Below are 17,300 nucleotides of genomic sequence, written 5' to 3'. Positions count from 1 at the left end.
GGGAGCATGCCCCAGGATTCCGCACCCGTCCCCGGCGTCGACCGTCCGGTCATCACCGCTCTCGACATCGTCCGCGCCGTCGTGCTGGTCGTCGCGGTGGCATCCCTCGCCCTGTGGGGCTTCGCCAGCTGGTCGCTTCCGTGGAACGTCATCACCGGTGTGGGTGCGCCGGTCGTCGTCCTCCTGGTGTGGGCTCTGTTCCTCTCCCCGCGCCCTGTTCTGCGAGTGCACCCATTCCTCCGTGCCGCCGTCGAGCTCTTCATCTACGTGGGCGTCACGATCGCCTGGTGGTCGATGGGCCAGGCGCTCATCGGCACCGCGTTCGCCCTGGTCGCCATCGTCACCGGCGTCCTCAGCGGTCGACGCGCCCTGTCGTGAAGACGCGGTCATGACCGCACTGTCGCTGCTGCAGGAGGCGCTCGGCCCGCTCGTCGACGTGAGCGATGCGACGCTCGAGGAGGCGCGCGCCGACCGCTCCGGGCACGCCGCCGTCGGTCGCCCACTCGCGGTCGTGCACGCGGAGACCGTGGACCACGTGCAGCAGACCATGCGGATCGCCACCGCCACCCGCACACCCGTGATCGTCCGCGGCGCGGGCACGGGGCTGGCCGGTGCGGCCAACGCCGGCGAAGGAGAGATCGTGCTCTCCACCCGTCGGATGGACGCGATCCTCGAGGTGCGCCCCGACGACCTGCTCGCCGTCGTCGAACCCGGCATCCTCAACGCCGACCTCAACGACCGTCTCGCGGTCTCCGGCGTGTGGTGGGCGCCCGACCCCGCCAGCCGCGACATCTCGACCGTCGGCGGCAACATCGCGACCGGCGCGGGCGGACTGCTCTGCGCCAAGTACGGCGTCGTGCGCGACGCAGTGCTCGGCGTCGACCTGGTGCTCGCCGACGGCCGCCTGCTGCACCTCGGGCACCGCAGCGTCAAAGGCGTGACGGGCCTCGACCTCACCTCGCTGGTGATCGGCTCGGAGGGCACGCTCGGCGTCGTCGTCGGCGCCACGCTGAAGCTGCGCCGCCTCGTCGCGGGTGACGTCTGCACCCTCACCGCGACCTTCCCCGGCGTGCGGGCCGCGGCCTCGGCATCCGCTGCGGTCACCGCCGCCGGCGTGCAGCCGGCGATCATGGAGCTGATGGATGCCGCGAGCCTCGCCGCCGTCCACGCCCTGCTCGATCTGCCGGCCCCCGCTGTCGGCGCAGCCCAGCTCACCATCCGCACCGACGGCCCCGCGGCCGCCGCGGAGGCCGAGACGATCGCCGGGATCCTGCGCGATCACGGCGGGCTCACGACCGTCGCCCGCGACCGCGAGGACGGCGAGCGGCTTCTCGCGATCCGGCGCTCGATGCACGCGGCGATGGCCTCTCTCGGCACCACGCTGATCGAAGACGTCTCGGTGCCGCGCAGTGCGATGCCGGCCATGTTCGATGAGATCGCGCGCATCGAGCGCGATTTCGGGCTCACGATCCCCACGGTCGCCCACGCCGGCGACGGCAACCTGCATCCGAACTTCATCTTCGAGGGGTCCGAGACTCCGGCGCACGTCTGGGCGGCCGCGGACGAGCTGTTCCGCGCGGCGATCCGCCTCGGCGGCACCCTGACCGGCGAGCACGGCATCGGCGTGCTGAAGCGTCGCTGGCTCGCCGATGAGCTCGGCGACGACCAGTGGCGGCTGCAGCGGCAGATCGCGGCCGTGTTCGACCCGCTCGGCATCCTCAATCCCGGAAAGGTCTTCGAGCCCGATGCCTGATATCCATGTGAGCGCCGCCGTGATCGTCGACGACGACGGGCGCGTGCTCGTCGTGCGCAAGCAGGGCACGACGAGGTTCATGCAGCCCGGCGGCAAGCCGGAGCCCGGTGAATCCGCCGCGCAGACGCTGATCCGCGAACTGCACGAAGAGCTCGGGCTGCTCCTCGACGAGGCCGACCTCCAGCCGCTCGGCACGTTCATCTCCGAGGCGGCCAACGAACCCGGTCATCGTGTGGTCGCCGAGGCGTTCGCGACCTCGATCGACCCCGAGGCGGTGTCGGTGCAGGCCGAGCTCGCCGAACTGCGCTGGATCACTCCGTCTGACGTCGCGACGCTGCCGCTCGCCCCGCTCAGCCTCGAGCATCTGCTGCCCATCGCCTGGCCGGCGCAGGCGCGCTAGGGCGCTCCCGCTAGATGCCCTGCCAGGCGGGCTTGTTGGCGAACGTGTACCGGTAGTAGTCGGCGAGACGGAGGCGGGATGCCGCCGCCTCATCGACGACCACCGTGGCGTGCGGGTGCAGCTGGATCGCAGAGCCGGGGAGGAAGGCCGTGAGCGGCCCCTCGACAGCGTCGGCGACCGCCTGCGCCTTGCCTTCTCCGAACGCGAGGAGCACGAGGTGGCGCGCCTTCAGGATGGTTCCGAGTCCCTGCGTGATGCAGTGCCGCGGCACGTCGTCGATGGAGTCGAAGAAGCGCGCGTTGTCCTCGCGGGTCTGCTCCGTGAGCGTCTTCACACGGGTCTGCGAGGCGAAGGAGGATCCGGGCTCGTTGAAGCCGATGTGCCCGTCGGTGCCGATCCCGAGGATCTGCAGGTCCACCCCTCCTGCTGCGGCGATCGCGGCCTCGTAGTCGTCACCGGCGTGCTGGATCGTCGCCTCGGCGCCGTTGGGCACGTGGATGCGCTGCGGATCCAGGCCGAGCGGCTCGACCACCTCGCGCGTGATCACCGAACGGTAGCTCTCGGGGTGCGCGGGGTCGATGCCGACGTACTCGTCCAGCGCGAAGCCGCGGACCTGCGAGACATCGTGACCGGCGAGCTGCGTGCGCAGTGCGAGGTAGACGGGCAGTGGGGTGGACCCCGTGGCGAGACCCAGCACCGCGTCGGGGCGGCGCTCGATGAGCTCGACGATCTCGGTGGCGACCAGCGCGCCGGCGGCTGCCGCGTTCTCGACGATGACGACCTCAGCCATGGGGGACGATCTCCTTCTCGGGGACGGAGGCGCCGACCAGAGCGGCGCCGAAGGCAGCCGCGGGAGAACCCGCGGAGAGCAGTTCGATTCTCTCATCCAGACGCAGCGACCGCATGAACGGTGACGCCTCGGCGCCGGCGTGCAGTGCGGCGCGGATGCCGTCCTCGAGCCGAGCTCCGAGCGCCGTGAGTCCACCGCCGATGACCACCGTCTCGACGTCGGCGGACAGCACGAGGACGCGGACGGCGGCGGCGGCGCCGTGGTAGAGATCGTCGCGGAGCGCCGACGCATCGGCGTCTCCCGCGTCCGCCGCATCGAAGATGTCCCTGATCGGGAGTGCGCCGGGGCGCCCCCACGCCTTCGCGAGGGCACCTCCCCCGCAGAACGTCTCGATGCAGCCGAACTGTCCGCATCCGCACAGGCGGCCGTGCGGGTCGACCGAGATGTGTCCGACCTCGCCCGCCGTGCCGCGCGAACCGCGCCAGATGCGTCCGTCGATCACGATGCCCGCCGCGACGCCCGTCCCGAGGTTGAGGTACGCCATGGAGCCGGCGACGCCGCTGAGGACGGCAGCCCCGAGGGCGGCGGCCTTGACGTCGTTCTCGACACGGAAGGGGATGCCGAGCTCCTGCTCGGCACGTGCGGCGAGATCGAGCGATTCGACGCCGAGGTTGACCGCATGGTCGACGCGCCCCTGCGTCACGTCGACGAGGCCGGGGATGCCGATGCCGACGGACCCGATGTCCGCGACGGGGAAGCCCGTCTCGTCGGCGAGCGCGGTGACGGCCATGACGATGCTCTCGACCACCGCGTCATCGCCCCAGCCGGTCGAACGGCGGATGCGGCCGAGGATGTCACCAGAGCCGTCGACCGCGACCGCGTCGATCTTCGTCCCGCCGACGTCCAGGCCCACTCGAATCTGCCGACCTGCCCGGTCGACGTTCTGTGCCCCGGTCATCGGATGGCGCTTGTGTCTGTCGTGCGGGCGGCGCGGGTCACGACACTCCCAGCTGTCCGGAGAGCACCATCACCGCGGTCCCGCGCAGCACGATGTCGTCCTGATGCGTGCGGCGCACCACGACGTCTTCGAAGACGCCCTCGAGCGTGCGCGCGTGCAGGGTCTCGATGGCGGCGTCGATGAGGATCCCGTCGAGCAGATCGGCGGGGCCAGAGAGCACGACCTCGGACAGGTCGAGGGCCGCGACGATCGGGGCGATGGCGATCGCCATGCGCGTTCCCGAATCGCGGAGGATCTCGTCGCGCGCGGCGGGGTCGGCCGCGAGCGCCTCGCGCATGCGGCTGACGCTGAGCCACGCTTCGAGGCAGCCGTCCTTGCCGCAGGCGCAGCGCGGACCGCCGTCGGTCCCGACGACGACGTGCCCGATCTCCCCCGCGGCGAATCGGCTGCCGAGGAGGGGCTGGCTGCCCGTGATGAGGCCGGCACCGACACCGCGCCCGAGCTTGATCAGCATGAAGTCGGCCTTGGCGTCGCCGAACGTGTACTCGGCGAGCACGGCCGCGTTGGCGTCGTTGCGGGCGAGCACCGGCAGGTCGAGATCGACGCTGAGCTTGGCCTCGAGCGGGAAGTTCGACCATCCGAGGTTCGGCGAGCTGAGCACGACGCCGTCGGGGCGGACGACACCGGGCGTGCCGATGCCGACGCCCAGCAGCGGCTGCGTCGATGCGGCGACGAGGGTGCGCGCGAGCTCGAGCGTCGCCGCGTACACGGCATCCCCGTCCGGGGATTCCGGGCGGGCGACCTCGCGTCGCTCGAGGACATCCCCGTCGAGGCTGAGCACGGCCCCCTCGAATGCGGTCGGACCGGACAGGTCGAGACCGAGGATCTGGTGCCCGATGCGGTCGATGTCGATCAGGATCGGAGGCTTGCCGGGGCCGACGGCCTCGCGCACACCCATCTCGATGACGATCCCGTCGGCGATGAACTCGGCGACCAGGTCGGAGATGGTGACCCGGGTCAGTCCTGTCTCTCGCGAGAGGTCGGCGCGGCTCATCGCTCCGGCGTGGTAGAGCGTCTGCAGCACGAGCGCACGGTTGTGCCCGCGCGCGTGCTCGGGGAGCACCTTGGACCGGGAGCGAAGGTGCCGGCCGGGGCCGAAGGCGTGCGCATTCGCACCGCCGTACTCCGACGGCGATGCGGCACGCTGTTCATCCGAAACGGACATGTTTGTTAGTAGACCTTACGAACAAAATTTGTGCAACCTCTGCCGCGAGGCGGGCGGCGAGGGTTACCGAAACGTTACATTACTTTCGAGGCAGGACAGCGCGGGAATCCGAGAGCTCCACGAGGCGGGCGACCAGCCCCGCGACGATCGCCTCCCGCGCCTCGACCGTGAGCGGCTTGCCCGGCACTCCGGGGCGCCTCTGGTCCGGCGCAGGACCGTCCAGGGGCCGGTACCGCACCCCCGAGGCCTGCAGACGGCGCAGGTGCGTCGTCAGGCGGCGTCCGAAGTCAGCATAGGGCTCCGGTTCCCCACCCGCCCAGAGGCGTTCGGCGATCGCCGCGAGCCGCGGGAACATCGCGAAGTCGACGCGGTCGGGAGTGGGCAGATGCTCGCTCCACACGTTCGCCTGACCGCCGACCGCGCCGTCCTCGATGCGCAGGGTGTAGGCGCGCTCGATGCTCAGCGGCGGTCCGACGCGGATGGGCTCCTCCGCCGACTCCGACTGGGGGTAGTCCAGGTACACCTCCAGGTCGGGGCACGCCACGACCGGGATGCCGCGCGCGAGCGCCTCCCGCATCGCGACAGGACCCCGCCAGGCGAGGATGCGGACGCCCTCGGGGACCTCCCCCTCGAGCACCTCGTCCCACGCCAGCGCGGTGCGCCCGCGGCTGCGGACATGTGCGACGAACTGGGCCGTGAACCACGGCTGCACGTCGTGGGGCGTGGCGAGGCCGAGCTCGCGCATCCGTTCGGCGGCCGCGGCGCTCCGCGCCCACTCGGTGACGGGCACCTCGTCGCCGCCGATGCCGATCCATTCGGCGTCGAACGCCTCGCACAGTGCGTCGATCGCCGCACGGCCGAACGCCAGTGACGCCTCGGTCGGGGCGAGCGTGCGCGGATTGACGCCGAAGCGCTCCCAGGGCGCCGTGACCGGTTCGCCGACATCGGTGTTGCCCAGCTCGGGATATGCCGCGAGGCCGGCCTGGATGTGGCCGGGCAGCTCGACCTCCGGCACGAGCGTCACGAAGCGCTCGGCCGCGTAGGCGACGAGCTCACGCAGCTGGGCGGTCGTGTAGAACCCCTCGTGGATGCCGGGTTCGACGGTCGCGAGCGGACCGTGTCCCCTCTGCGTCGACGATCGGCGGGAGCCGACCTCGGTGAGCCGCGGGTAGCCGGGAACCTCGAAGCGCCAGCCCTGATCGTCGGTGAGGTGCAGATGGAGCACGTTCAGGTGGTGGTCCGCGAGGAGGTCGATGAGGCGTCGCACCTCGTCGACCGGGCGGAAGTGACGTGCCACGTCGAGCATCACCCCGCGCCAGCCGTACGCGGGCGCCCCCTGCCACACGCCCGCGGGCAGCGTCGCCGACGCGGCGTCCGGGTCGCGCAGCTGTCGCAGGGTCGTGGCGCCCCGGAAGACGCCCGCCGCGCTCGCTCCCCGGATCTCGACGCCGTCGGCGGCGATGGTCAGGCGGAACGCCTCCTCGCCGATCCGCGCGCCCTCCACGACCTCGGCGGCGATGCCCTCGTCGATCACGAGCCGGATCGGCGGCGCGTCCTCGACGGCCGCTCCCCCGCCCAGCCGGGCGACGGATGCGGACAGTCCCGGCTCCGCGACGATCGGCGTCGCCGGCCCCCAGGAGAACACGGGAGCGGCCGGATCGATGCGGGAGTCGATGCGCGGAACCGTCGCACGATGCGCGGGCGGCGGCATCCGCAGCGCTCGCCCCGGCGTCGCACCCGTGACCTGCCCGTCCGACAGCACGGGAACACCGCCGATGAGCACCTCCAGGATGCCGATCGGCGCCCCGAGCGGCCGCTCGAAGGTCGCGCCGGCGGCGACCGTCTGCGGGTCGAACAGCACGAGGTCGGCGATCGCCCCCTCGCGGATGACGCCGCGTGGTGCATCGCCGCGGTCGAGGCCCAGCCGTGCGGCCGGGGTGCCTGCCAGATGCCGCACCGCCTCCTCGAGGGTGAGGACGCCGAGCTCGCGCACGTAGTGCCCGAGGTAGCGGGGGAAGGTCCCCCGCCCGCGCGGGTGCGGGCGGGCGCCGATCAGGATCCCGTCGCTGCCGCCGGTGTGACGCGGATGCCGCATGATGGCGCGGACGTTCTCCTCGTCGCCGATGTGCATCAGGATGCCGGTGGCGCCGGCATCCGCGGTGATCATGTCGAGCACGACGTCGACCGCTCGACGGCCCGTCGTCGCGGCGATCTCGGCGACCGTGCGACCGACCAGCTCCGCGAGGGCCGGATCGGCCGCGCCCGAGATCTGGATCGCCGACCAGTCGGCCTTCTCGCCGTGGAAGCCGTCGCAGCCGATCTCCTCGAGCTCCACCCGCACGGCTTCCCTGCCGGCCGCGTCGAGCGCCGCGATCGCTCCCAGCAGGTCGCCCGTCGCGGCGAGCCTGCTGGGCAGCAGAGCGGCCAGAGTCGTGGCGCCGGGGAGGTAGGGGTAGGTGTCGAGCGTCACGTCGACGCCGTCGGCGATCGCCGCGTCGATCAGGGCCAGCAGCTCGTCGGCACGCCCGCGGTTCGGGGCGAAGTTCATCGTCGCGTGGGTCAGGTGGATCGGGCAGCCCGTGCGCCGGCCGATGTCGAGCGCCTCGCGGTAGGCGTCGAGCGCTCCCGCGCCGTAGCTGCGCGTGTGCGGCGCCCAGTAGCCGCCGCGCTCGGCGACCACACGGCACAGTGCCTCGAGCTCGTCGGTGTCCGCATACATGCCGGGCGTGTACGTGAGGCCGCTCGACATCCCGAAGGCACCGGCGTCCAGCGCCTGGCCGAGCATCGCCGACATGGTCGAGACCTCGTCCGACGTGGCGCGACGGTTCGCGTGTCCGACGACCATCATGCGGAGGTTCCCCTGCGGCACGAGCACAGCGGCGTTCCCGACCGTCGCGGTGTCGATCGCCGCGAGCAGGTCGTCCATCGTGCGCCAGGGCGCGGCGGCGGGCGTCCCGTTCCAACCGGCGATCTGCGCGGGGATGACGGATGCCGTCGCCTCGTCCAGCGGCGCGTATCCGAGGCCGTCCTGACCGAGCACCTCGGTCGTCACACCCTGGCGGATCTTGGCGTCGTGCGCGACGCCGGTGAGGACCGCGAGGTCGCTGTGCGCGTGCATGTCGATGAAGCCCGGCGCGAGGACGAGCCCGGTCGCATCGACCTCGATCGCGCCCTCCGGCAGTTCGAGGTCGAGCGACGGGGCATCCGTGCCCCTCACGATCGCGACGATCCTGGCGCCCTCGACCGCGACGTCGGCCGTGTACCGCGGCGAGCCGGTGCCGTCGACGACGGTCGCTCCGCGATACACCCGCACGCGGCCTGCTGCCGCCTTCTCCGCACTCAGAAGCATGTCGCGACCGCTCCGATCACCCGGGGGTCCGCGGCGTCGGGGTCGTCGATGACGGCGACCACCTTCCACTTGTCGAAGGCCGTGCACGGATGCGAGAGACCGAGCCGCACCACGTCCCCGACGTCGACCGTCGCTCCGTCGGAGAGACGGAGGAAGGCGTGCTGGTCGTTGAGCGCCGTGATCTCGCCGTCCACCGACTGGGGCACCGGGAGATCGAGATCGAAGGGCACATCACGTCGCCCGGCGTCGAGCAGAGCTAGGCTCTCCTCCGGCTGCGAGACCACCCGCGCCCACGCATGCATCGCGGACCGGAGCGGCGTCGTGCCGGTGAGCGGTCCGAACGGCGACATCCGGCTGTAGAAGCCGTCGTCATGGATCTGGAACGCCCCCGACCGCAGCACCACGTCAGCTCCCTCGCTCCGCGTCAGCACCGCGGCGGCGCGGTCGGGGAAGGAGCTGCCTCCGGCGCTGAGCACTGGCCGGAGACCGTCGGGATAGGCGAGACGCTCATGCAGCTCGATCAGCGTCTGCAGATATCCGTCGACCGCCGCGACCGATGCGTCGCTGCGGTCGGGACCGAACGGCCCCTCGTAGCCGGCGACGCCCGCGAGGCGCAGTCCGGGGGCGTCGGAGATCGCCGCGGCGATCCGCTCCCCCTCCTCGACGGTGCGCGCGCCGGTGCGTCCGTGGGCGCCGCCGAGTTCGACGAGGACATCGAGCGGCCGGGCGGCATCCGCGAGCGCGCCCGCCAGGATCTCCACCCCGGCGACGGAGTCGGCCCAGCACAGGATGCGCAGTCCCGCGTCGGCCGCGAGGAGTTCGCCGAGCCGCGATACGGCCGCGGCATCCGTCACGGCGTTCGCGATCAACACGGTCGGCACGCCGGCGTCGACGGCGACCTCGGCCTGCCAGGGCGTCGCGACGGAGATCCCCCACGCGCCGGCGTCGAGCAGTCGCTGCCACAGCGCGGGCGCCATCGTCGTCTTGCCGTGGGGGGCGAGCACGACACCCTGCGCCCTCGCCCAGGAGAAGACGGTGTCCTCGTTGTGAGCGAGCGCGCTCTCCTGCACCGTGAGCACCGGTGTGACCAGGTCGGAGAGACGCAGATCCGCGTCCGCGACCTCCGACAGCCGCAGCCCGGATGCGCGGGCCGGGAAGCCCTTCGCCCAGGCGCCGAGAACAGGATCCGGAATTTGTAGAGGCACCTAACAAGGCTACTAGGGTGGAACCATGACCGCGAAGACCCGAGTTTCCACCGACGCAGCCCCCGCCCCCGCGCACACCTTCTCGCAGGGCGTCCGGAAGGGCCCCATCGTGCAGGTCTCCGGCCAGGGCCCGGTCCACCCCGAGACGAACGAGTACCTCTTCCCCGGTGACGTCGCCGCGCAGACGACCCGCACCCTCGAGAACGTCAAGGCGATCGTCGAGGCATCGGGCGCCACGTTCGACGACGTGGTCATGCTGCGCGTCTACCTCACCACGCGCGAGGACTTCCCCCTCATGAACGAGGCGTACGGCGCCTTCGTGACCGCCCACACCACGAGCGGCGTGCTCCCCGCGCGCACCACCGTGTTCACAGGTCTGCCCCGCGAGGAGATGCTCGTCGAGATCGACGGACTCGCCGTCATCTCCTGACCCGGGGGCCCGCCGAGCGAGCCCCCCATACACCGTTGCCTCCCCGTTACCTGCCATCACGTACTATTGAGCATCAGGACACGTGAGAACCGGGGGGTGAAGTTCGTGACCGATGTGATCTCAGTACCGGGCGCAGCACAGGCGCATGGCGACGACGATGCGGCCACGGCCGTCATCGCACCCACCGATTCCCTGCCGCCCACGACCGGCGATCAGCCGCTCGCCTGGGCGCCGATGGAGCCGGCGCCGAAGAAGCGCCGCCTCGGGCTCTGGATCGGTCTCGGCCTCGGTGTCGTCGCCATCGGCGCGGGCGCCGCATCCATGGTCCTCATCGCTCCGGGAACGACCGTCGCCGGCATCCCGGTCGGCTGGATGACGCCGGGCGCCGCGGCCGACGCGATCAACGCCCACCTCGCCGAGACAGAGGTCGTCCTCACGGGCGACGGCGAGGGCACCGTGCTGACCGGAGCCGACCTCGGCGCCGCCGTCGACGCGACGGCTCTCGCCGACAAGGCGTTCGCCACGGCACCGATGTGGAACCTCGGCGCCTGGATGGGCGAGCCGGTCCCGGCCGACATCTCCTTCGACACCGCGCAGGCGACGAGCGCGCTGCGCGCCGCCGTGCCGACCAGCTTCGAAGACCCGGTCGACGCCGGCGTCGCCTTCGACGCGGCCACCGCCTCCTACGTGACCACGCCGGCCGAGGCCGGAACCGGCATCGACGTGGGCGAGCTCAACGCCGCATTCGTCGACGCCGTCGCCGGTGGCAGCAAGACTCTCGAGTTCCCCGGAGGCCCGGCCGAGGCTCCGGCCGCCGTCTCCGACGAAGACGCCGCCGCGATGGCCGCGAAGATGAACACGCTGCTCACCACCATCGGCTTCTACGTCGGCGCCGAGCGCACCGTGCCGATCGACGCGGCCACCGCCGCCAGCTGGATGACGGTCGTGGATGACAACGGCCAGCTGCGCATCGAGGCCGACGCACAGGCGATCAGCTCGACCTCCGACTACCTCGCGCTCGTCGTCGACCGCGCACCGGTCAGCGCCACGAGCATCGTCGATTCGGGCGGCAACGTCCTCCGTGAGGAGCAGGCCGGTGTCACCGGCCGCACGGTCGGCGACACCTCCGACGTGGCGGAGAAGTTCGCCCAGCAGCTCGCCGCCGGCGATGGCGTCTTCGCACTCTCGGTCACCGAGGTCCCCTTCGAGACCGTCACGCTCTTCCGGCGGATCGACGTCGACCTCGGCGCGCAGCGCGCCACGCTGTATGAGAACGGCGCCGTCGTGGAGTCGTGGGCGATCTCCTCCGGTCTGGACGCGACTCCCACCCCGACCGGGAACTTCACCGTGTTCGCGCACACCGAGATCCAGGACATGATCGGCACGGACTACGTCACCAAGGATGTCCCGTGGAACACCTGGTTCGCGCCGGACATCGCCTTCCACGGCGCCTACTGGCACAACAACTTCGGCAACCAGATGAGTCACGGATGCGTGAACATGCCCATCTCGGTCGCGAAGTACGTCTACGACTGGGCGCCCGTCGGCCTCGAGGTCTCGGTCCACCACTGAGCGGACGTCTCCTCGCGAGACGCACGCGAAAGGGGCCGGATGCGATTCGCATCCGGCCCCTTTCGTGTGTTCGTCAGCGCAGAGCGTCGACGATGCCGTTCAGCGTGGCCGACGGACGCATGACCGCCTCGACGAGCGCGTCGTCCGGGCGGTAGTAGCCGCCGATCTCGACGGGCTTGCCCTGCACGGCGTTGAGCTCGGACACGATGGTCGCCTCGTTCTCCGCGAGGGTCGCGGCGATCGGCGCGAACGACGCCGCGAGTTCGGCATCCTTCGTCTGCGCAGCCAGCTCCTGAGCCCAGTAGAGGCTGAGGTAGAAGTGGCTGCCGCGGTTGTCGATCGTGCCGAGAGCGCGGCCCGGGGAACGGTCCTCCTCGAGGAACGTGCCGGTCGCGGCATCCAGCGTCTCGGCGAGGACACGGGCCTTCTCGTTGCCCGTGCGGTCCGCGAAGTGCTCGAGCGACGCCGCCAGCGCGAAGAACTCGCCCAGGGAATCCCACCGGAGGTAGTTCTCCTCCACCAGCTGCTGCACGTGCTTCGGGGCCGAGCCGCCAGCACCCGTCTCGAACAGACCGCCACCCGCGAGGAGCGGGACGATCGAGAGCATCTTGGCGCTCGTGCCCACCTCGAGGATCGGGAACAGGTCGGTCAGGTAGTCGCGCAGCACGTTGCCGGTGACCGAGATCGTGTCCAGACCGTGGCGCATGCGCGCGAGCGTGTAGCGCGTGGCCTCCTCGGGCGCGAGGATCGTGATCGTCAGCCCCTTGGTGTCGAGCGTCGCGAGGCCCTGGTGCACCTTCGCGATGATCTGAGCGTCGTGCGAACGGTTCGCGTCGAGCCAGAACACGGCCGGCACGCCGGTCGCCCGTGCGCGTGACACGGCGAGCCGCACCCAGTCCATCACCGGGATGTGCTTGGTCTGCGTCGCGCGCCAGATGTCGCCCTTGCCGACCCGGTGCTCGATCAGCACGGTGCCTTCGCCGTCGAGGACCTGGACGATGCCGTCCGAGGCGATCTCGAACGTCTTGTCGTGGCTGCCGTACTCCTCGGCAGCCTGCGCCATCAGGCCCACGTTCGGCACGGTGCCGATCGTGGCGGGGTCCAGCGGACCGTTCGCGATGACGTCGTCGAGCACAGCCTGGTAGACGCTCGCGTACGAGGAGTCCGGGATGACCGCGAGCGTGTCCGCCTCGCCGCCGTCCTTGCCCCAGAGCTTGCCGCCGTTGCGCACGAGCGCGGGCATCGATGCATCGACGATCACGTCGCTCGGCACGTGGAGGTTCGTGATCCCCTTGTCGGAGTTCACGTACGACAGTGCCGGGCCTTCGGCGATGGCCTTGTCGAACGCTGCGGCGATCTCGTCGCCGCCTGCCATGTTCGCGAGGCCGGTGAGGATCGAGCCGAGACCGTCGTTGGCGCTGAGGCCCGCGGCGGCGAGCTGCTCGCCGTACTGCGCGAACACATCCGCGAAGAACGCCCGCACGACGTGGCCGAAGATGATCGGGTCGCTGACCTTCATCATCGTCGCCTTGAGGTGCACCGAGTACAGGATGCCGTCGGCCTTCGCGGTCTTCAGCGTCTCGTCGAGGAACGCGTCGAGGTCGGCGGCCGAGAGGAACGTCGCGTCGATGATCTCGCGCGGAAGGACCTTCAGGCCCTCCTTGAGCACGGTGACCGTGCCGTCCTCCGCCGTGTGGCGGAAGCTCAGAACGTCGTCGTGCGCGGCGACCCAGGAGCGCTCGTTGCTCTTGAAGTCATCGTGACCCATCGTCGCGACGCGGGTCTTCGAGCCCTCCGCGAACGGCTTGTTGCGGTGCGGGTGCTTCTTGGCGTAGTTCTTCACCGCCAGCGGCGCGCGTCGGTCGCTGTTGCCCTCGCGGAGCACCGGGTTGACCGCCGAGCCCTTGATGCGGTCGTAGCGCGCCCGCACGTCCTTCTCCTCCAGCGAGGAGGGCTCGTCCGGGAAGTCCGGGATGTCGTACCCCTGCTGCTGGAGCTCGGCGATCGCGCCCTTCAGCTGCGGGATGGACGCCGAGATGTTCGGCAGCTTGATGATGTTCGCCTCGGGCAGGGTGGCGAGGCCGCCGAGCTCGGCGAGCGAGTCGCCGACCTGCTGCTCGGGGGTGAGCTTCTGCGGGAAGGCGGCGAGGATGCGGCCGGCCAGCGAGATGTCGCGGGTCTCCACCTCGATGCCCGCCTGGCCGGTGTAGGCCTGGATGATCGGCAGGAAGGAGGCGGTGGCAAGGGCCGGCGCCTCGTCGGTGTAGGTGTAGATGATGGCGTCGTCGGTCACCAGGAGGTTCTCCGTTCGCGGGGTCTATTTGTCTCGATACCAAGATACCTGAGCCGCTCTCGCCGCGTGGGCCGCACGCCTCGCCAAGGCATCCGGAAACCGATCCCGTTGCGGCCGTGAGCGAAATGTTCCTCCGAAACGTGTTCCTCCGCGCGGGAGGGGTTAGCCTGGGATCATGTCCGAACTGCGCATGGTCGAACTCTCCGCTGCGACGATCGTCGCCGTGAACAACCTGTCGCTAAAGCCCGGACAGGAGCAGTTCCTCGCCCCCGTCTCCTACGGGATCGCGGCCACCGTCATCAACCCGCAGACGTCGTGGCAGCGGGTGATCCTCGATCGCGACGAGGTCGTGGGGTTCGTCAGCGCGAACTTCGACGACGAGGCGCCGGAGGAGCATTTCCGCTCCGTTCTCTGGCGCATCAACGTCGACGCCGACGATCAGGGTCGCGGCGTCGGGCGCTTCGCGGTCGAGTCGCTCATCGACGAAGCGCGTCGCCGCGAGGTCGACCACGTGAACGTGATCTACGAGGCAGGCGACGGCGGACCGGAGAACTTCTTCCACCGCGTCGGCTTCACGCCCGTCGGCGAGACGGCATACGGCGAGATCATCGCCGAGATCCGCGTCACACCCTGAGACCGGCGGCGGGGTCTCGAATCCCCTCCCCCATCGAGACTCCGTCGCCTTTCATCGACCATCGGCGGGACCGCTCCCACGCCGATCGTCACGAATATGTTGCGAGCAACCACAAAAAGCTTGCGCTCCTCTCATCGCCGTGCGTATCATCGCTCCAGAGGCATTAGCGAAACGCTTCGACAGCATTCCCGCATGACGACGATGGAGTCACGATGACGACGATCCACGAGGTGGCCGAGGCCGCCGGAGTGTCGATCAGCACGGTCTCCTACGCGCTCAGCGGCAAGCGTCCGGTGTCCGAGAAGACCCGCGTGCGCATCGAGGATGCCGCACGTGCGCTCGGCTACGAGCCGGATGCCGGAGCCCGGATGCTGGCCGGAAGGCGTACGCACATCTTCGCGCTGACCGAGCCCCTGCGCGCGGACACGCACGCCCCGACGCACATGGCCTTCGTGCTGGCGACGGCCGTGGCTGCACGCCGGCGCGGATACGACATCCTCCTGCTGACCGACGAGCAGGCATCCGAAGGCATGAACCGCGTGGCGGCCAGCAACCTCGTCGACGCGATCCTCGTGCTCGATGTCGCGCCGGACGATGAGCGCGCGGCGATCGCGCGGACGGTGCGCACCCCCACGGTGTTCATCGGGATACCCGACGACCACGAGGGCCTGACCTGCGTCGACCTCGACTTCGAGGCGGCCGGACACCTCGCCGTCGATCGTCTGGCGGACGCCGAGCACACACGCATCACCCTCCTCGGTCAGACCGAGGTCTCGTACCGGAAGTCGAACTTCCCGCGGCGGCTGCTCCACGGAGTCCAGGATCGCGCCGTCGAGCGCGGGGTCGCTCTCGACTGGGTGACCACGGGCGCGGCGGCCACCGACATCGCCGCCGTGCGAGCGGCCGCGGAGACGGCGATCGCGCGCGGCGACCGGGCCTTCATCGTGCACGCCGTCGACGATGTGCACGGGGCGCTGCTGACCGTCCTCGACGAGCACGGGCTGCGCGTCGGGCACGACGTGTCCGTGATCTCCGCCGCCGCCTCCTTCGACACGACGACCCTCGCCGTCCCGGTCGACACCATCCCCCTCGTGCCGCAGCAGTCGTGCGAGCTCGCCGTCGACCTCGCGGTCCGCCGCCTGGAAGAGGCGGACGTGCGACCGGGGATCCATCTCCTCCCACCCGAATACCGCTCCGTCGGATCGGTCGCCCCTCGGGGCTGACATCCGACCCGACGCTCCTGCCTGCGCATTGTCGAAACGCTTCGACGATTGCACCCCCACAACTGAAGACCCGCCCCAGAGAAGTGTCCGGCCCGACGGGCCACCGAGAAAGGAGTGCCGACGATGGCACGCAACATCCGCAGGACGAAGGCGCTCGCCGTGATGGCCGCGCTCACCGCGACGGGGATCGCCCTGAGCGGCTGCACGGCCGGCTCCGGCGACGACGGCGGTGATGGCAAGACCCTCAAGCTGTGGCACTACGAGGGAGCCGACAGCGCGATGGGCAAGGCATGGGCCGAGGCCATCAAGATCTTCGAAGAGGAGACCGGCGCGAAGGTCGAGTTCGAGGAGAAGTCCTTCGAGCAGATCCAGAAGACCGCCAGCCAGGTGCTCGACACCGACGCGGCACCGGACCTGATGGAGTTCAACAAGGGCAACGCGACAGCGGGGTTCCTCGCGTCGACCGGCCTGATCGCCGACATCTCGGATGCCGTGGACGAGTACGGCTGGGATGAGAAGCTCGCGCCCTCCCTGCAGACGACCGCGAAGTACTCCGAAGACGGGGTCATGGGCGGCGACACCTGGTTCGGTGTGCCGAACTACGGCGAGTTCGTCGGCGTCTACTACAACCAGGACGCGTTCGCGGCGGCGGGACTCGAGATCCCCACGACCTACGACGAGTTCGTCGACGTGCTCGACGCCTTCGTCGCGAAGGGCATCACGCCGCTGGCGGAGGCCGGCGCCGAGTACCCCCTCGGACAGCTCTGGTACCAGCTCGCGCTGCTCGAGGGCGACCGCGGATTCGTCGACGCCTACCAGCTCTACGACGGCGAGGTCGACTGGCAGGGACCCGAGGTCACGGCCGCGACCGAGACCCTGAAGGAGTACGTCGACAAGGGCTACATCGCCTCCGACGTCTCCTCGGTCAAGGCCGAGGACGCCGGCGTCTCGTTCATCAACGGCAACTCCCCCATCTTCGTGTCGGGCTCGTGGTGGTTCGGTCGTTTCGTGGCCGAGGCCACGGGCTTCGACTGGACGATGACCGCCTTCCCCGGCGCCGATCTCTCGCTGGGCTCCTCGGGCAACCTCTGGGTCGTCCCCGAGAACGCCGCCAACAAGGAGCTCGCCTACGAGTTCATCGACATCACCATGCGGCCCGAGATCCAGGCGATCATCGGCAACAACGGCGGTCTGCCCGTGGCCGCGGACACCGCCGACATCACCGACGAGAAGAGCGCGGCCCTCATCGAGACGTTCAACGGCGTGCTCGACGCCGACGGCCTGTCGTTCTACCCGGACTGGCCCGCCCCCGGCTTCTACGACGTCATCGTCCAGGAGCTCCAGGGTCTGGTCACCGGTGTGCAGGACGTGAAGACCACGAACACCAACCTCGGTGAGCAGTACGACGAAGGCACCGCCGAATTCCGTTGATCCGTCCGCGGGGGCGGCATCCTCAGGATCGCCGTCC

Annotated in this window: 14 protein-coding genes; 8 read left to right on the top strand and 6 right to left on the bottom strand. The window is 70.4% G+C overall.

Features of this window, described 5'->3' with window-relative positions; all coding sequences use genetic code 11:
• Nucleotides 1–6: 6 nt before the first annotated feature.
• From DC434_RS07540 to DC434_RS07530, 3 genes are read left to right on the top strand one after another with little or no spacing between them, the layout of a single operon-like run.
• Nucleotides 7–378: a YrdB family protein gene (locus tag DC434_RS07540; protein WP_116634645.1), complete on the top strand. Its 372-nt coding sequence runs from the start codon at nucleotides 7–9 to the stop codon at nucleotides 376–378.
• 10 nt (nucleotides 379–388) lie between these two features.
• On the top strand, nucleotides 389–1,753 hold the full coding sequence (locus tag DC434_RS07535) for an FAD-linked oxidase C-terminal domain-containing protein (protein ID WP_116634644.1): 1,365 nt from the start codon (nucleotides 389–391) through the stop codon (nucleotides 1,751–1,753).
• Nucleotides 1,746–2,153 (top strand): NUDIX domain-containing protein, encoded by a 408-nt coding sequence (locus DC434_RS07530; RefSeq protein ID WP_116634643.1) that lies wholly within the window; start codon nucleotides 1,746–1,748, stop codon nucleotides 2,151–2,153. The genes DC434_RS07535 and DC434_RS07530 overlap by 8 nt, the downstream gene beginning before the upstream one ends.
• 10 nt (nucleotides 2,154–2,163) lie before the next feature.
• Here the strand turns inward: DC434_RS07530 and DC434_RS07525 are convergent, their stop codons facing one another.
• The 5 genes from DC434_RS07525 to DC434_RS07505 form a co-directional block, all read right to left on the bottom strand.
• Nucleotides 2,164–2,943, bottom strand: coding sequence for a glucosamine-6-phosphate deaminase (locus tag DC434_RS07525; RefSeq protein WP_116634642.1), 780 nt, complete (start codon nucleotides 2,941–2,943; stop codon nucleotides 2,164–2,166).
• On the bottom strand, nucleotides 2,936–3,901 hold the full coding sequence (locus DC434_RS07520) for an ROK family protein (RefSeq protein ID WP_207769921.1): 966 nt from the start codon (nucleotides 3,899–3,901) through the stop codon (nucleotides 2,936–2,938). The genes DC434_RS07525 and DC434_RS07520 overlap by 8 nt, the downstream gene beginning before the upstream one ends.
• Nucleotides 3,902–3,938: 37 nt before the next feature.
• Complete coding sequence (locus tag DC434_RS07515; RefSeq protein ID WP_116634641.1) at nucleotides 3,939–5,126, bottom strand: ROK family transcriptional regulator; 1,188 nt, start codon at nucleotides 5,124–5,126, stop codon at nucleotides 3,939–3,941.
• Between the two features lie 79 nt (nucleotides 5,127–5,205).
• Nucleotides 5,206–8,475, bottom strand: coding sequence for a family 20 glycosylhydrolase (locus DC434_RS07510; RefSeq protein ID WP_116634640.1), 3,270 nt, complete (start codon nucleotides 8,473–8,475; stop codon nucleotides 5,206–5,208).
• Nucleotides 8,466–9,680 carry an alanine racemase gene (locus tag DC434_RS07505; protein WP_243408851.1) on the bottom strand — a complete coding sequence of 405 codons (1,215 nt, stop codon included), beginning with the start codon at nucleotides 9,678–9,680 and terminating at the stop codon, nucleotides 8,466–8,468. Before DC434_RS07505 ends, DC434_RS07510 begins: the two co-directional genes overlap by 10 nt.
• A gap of 25 nt (nucleotides 9,681–9,705) precedes the next feature.
• On the opposite strand from DC434_RS07505, the gene DC434_RS07500 reads away from it, so the two are divergent.
• Both DC434_RS07500 and DC434_RS07495 read left to right on the top strand, forming a co-directional pair.
• On the top strand, nucleotides 9,706–10,110 hold the full coding sequence (locus tag DC434_RS07500) for a RidA family protein (RefSeq protein WP_116634639.1): 405 nt from the start codon (nucleotides 9,706–9,708) through the stop codon (nucleotides 10,108–10,110).
• 96 nt (nucleotides 10,111–10,206) lie between these two features.
• Complete coding sequence (locus tag DC434_RS07495; RefSeq protein WP_116634638.1) at nucleotides 10,207–11,682, top strand: L,D-transpeptidase; 1,476 nt, start codon at nucleotides 10,207–10,209, stop codon at nucleotides 11,680–11,682.
• A gap of 73 nt (nucleotides 11,683–11,755) precedes the next feature.
• Here the strand turns inward: DC434_RS07495 and DC434_RS07490 are convergent, their stop codons facing one another.
• Entirely contained in the window at nucleotides 11,756–13,975 is a 2,220-nt protein-coding gene (locus DC434_RS07490; protein WP_116634637.1) for an NADP-dependent isocitrate dehydrogenase, read from the bottom strand.
• 175 nt (nucleotides 13,976–14,150) lie between these two features.
• On the opposite strand from DC434_RS07490, the gene DC434_RS07485 reads away from it, so the two are divergent.
• The 3 genes from DC434_RS07485 (at nucleotide 14,151) to DC434_RS07475 (ending at nucleotide 17,263) form a co-directional block, all read left to right on the top strand.
• Entirely contained in the window at nucleotides 14,151–14,609 is a 459-nt protein-coding gene (locus DC434_RS07485) for a GNAT family N-acetyltransferase (RefSeq protein ID WP_116634636.1), read from the top strand.
• 212 nt (nucleotides 14,610–14,821) lie between these two features.
• Nucleotides 14,822–15,832, top strand: coding sequence for a LacI family DNA-binding transcriptional regulator (locus tag DC434_RS07480; RefSeq protein ID WP_116634635.1), 1,011 nt, complete (start codon nucleotides 14,822–14,824; stop codon nucleotides 15,830–15,832).
• Nucleotides 15,833–15,955: 123 nt separating this feature from the next.
• Nucleotides 15,956–17,263: an extracellular solute-binding protein gene (locus tag DC434_RS07475; protein ID WP_116634634.1), complete on the top strand. Its 1,308-nt coding sequence runs from the start codon at nucleotides 15,956–15,958 to the stop codon at nucleotides 17,261–17,263.
• Nucleotides 17,264–17,300: the final 37 nt, after the last annotated feature.

It is taken from the genome of Microbacterium sp. TPD7012 (assembly GCF_003075395.1).
In the GTDB taxonomy this organism is placed as follows: domain Bacteria; phylum Actinomycetota; class Actinomycetes; order Actinomycetales; family Microbacteriaceae; genus Microbacterium.
This window is presented reverse-complemented; position numbering and strand designations above follow the sequence as displayed.

Bases quoted from the DNA above. Each gene is read 5' to 3' on its own strand.
- DC434_RS07540 (WP_116634645.1), top strand. From the start codon at position 7: ATGCCCCAGGATTCCGCACCCGTCCCCGGCGTCGACCGTCCGGTCATC.
- DC434_RS07535 (WP_116634644.1), top strand. From the start codon at position 389: ATGACCGCACTGTCGCTGCTGCAGGAGGCGCTCGGCCCGCTCGTCGAC.
- DC434_RS07530 (WP_116634643.1), top strand. From the start codon at position 1,746: ATGCCTGATATCCATGTGAGCGCCGCCGTGATCGTCGACGACGACGGG.
- DC434_RS07525 (WP_116634642.1), bottom strand. From the start codon at position 2,943: ATGGCTGAGGTCGTCATCGTCGAGAACGCGGCAGCCGCCGGCGCGCTG.
- DC434_RS07520 (WP_207769921.1), bottom strand. From the start codon at position 3,901: ATGACCGGGGCACAGAACGTCGACCGGGCAGGTCGGCAGATTCGAGTG.
- DC434_RS07515 (WP_116634641.1), bottom strand. From the start codon at position 5,126: ATGTCCGTTTCGGATGAACAGCGTGCCGCATCGCCGTCGGAGTACGGC.
- DC434_RS07510 (WP_116634640.1), bottom strand. From the start codon at position 8,475: ATGCTTCTGAGTGCGGAGAAGGCGGCAGCAGGCCGCGTGCGGGTGTAT.
- DC434_RS07500 (WP_116634639.1), top strand. From the start codon at position 9,706: ATGACCGCGAAGACCCGAGTTTCCACCGACGCAGCCCCCGCCCCCGCG.
- DC434_RS07485 (WP_116634636.1), top strand. From the start codon at position 14,151: ATGTCCGAACTGCGCATGGTCGAACTCTCCGCTGCGACGATCGTCGCC.
- DC434_RS07480 (WP_116634635.1), top strand. From the start codon at position 14,822: ATGACGACGATCCACGAGGTGGCCGAGGCCGCCGGAGTGTCGATCAGC.
- DC434_RS07475 (WP_116634634.1), top strand. From the start codon at position 15,956: ATGGCACGCAACATCCGCAGGACGAAGGCGCTCGCCGTGATGGCCGCG.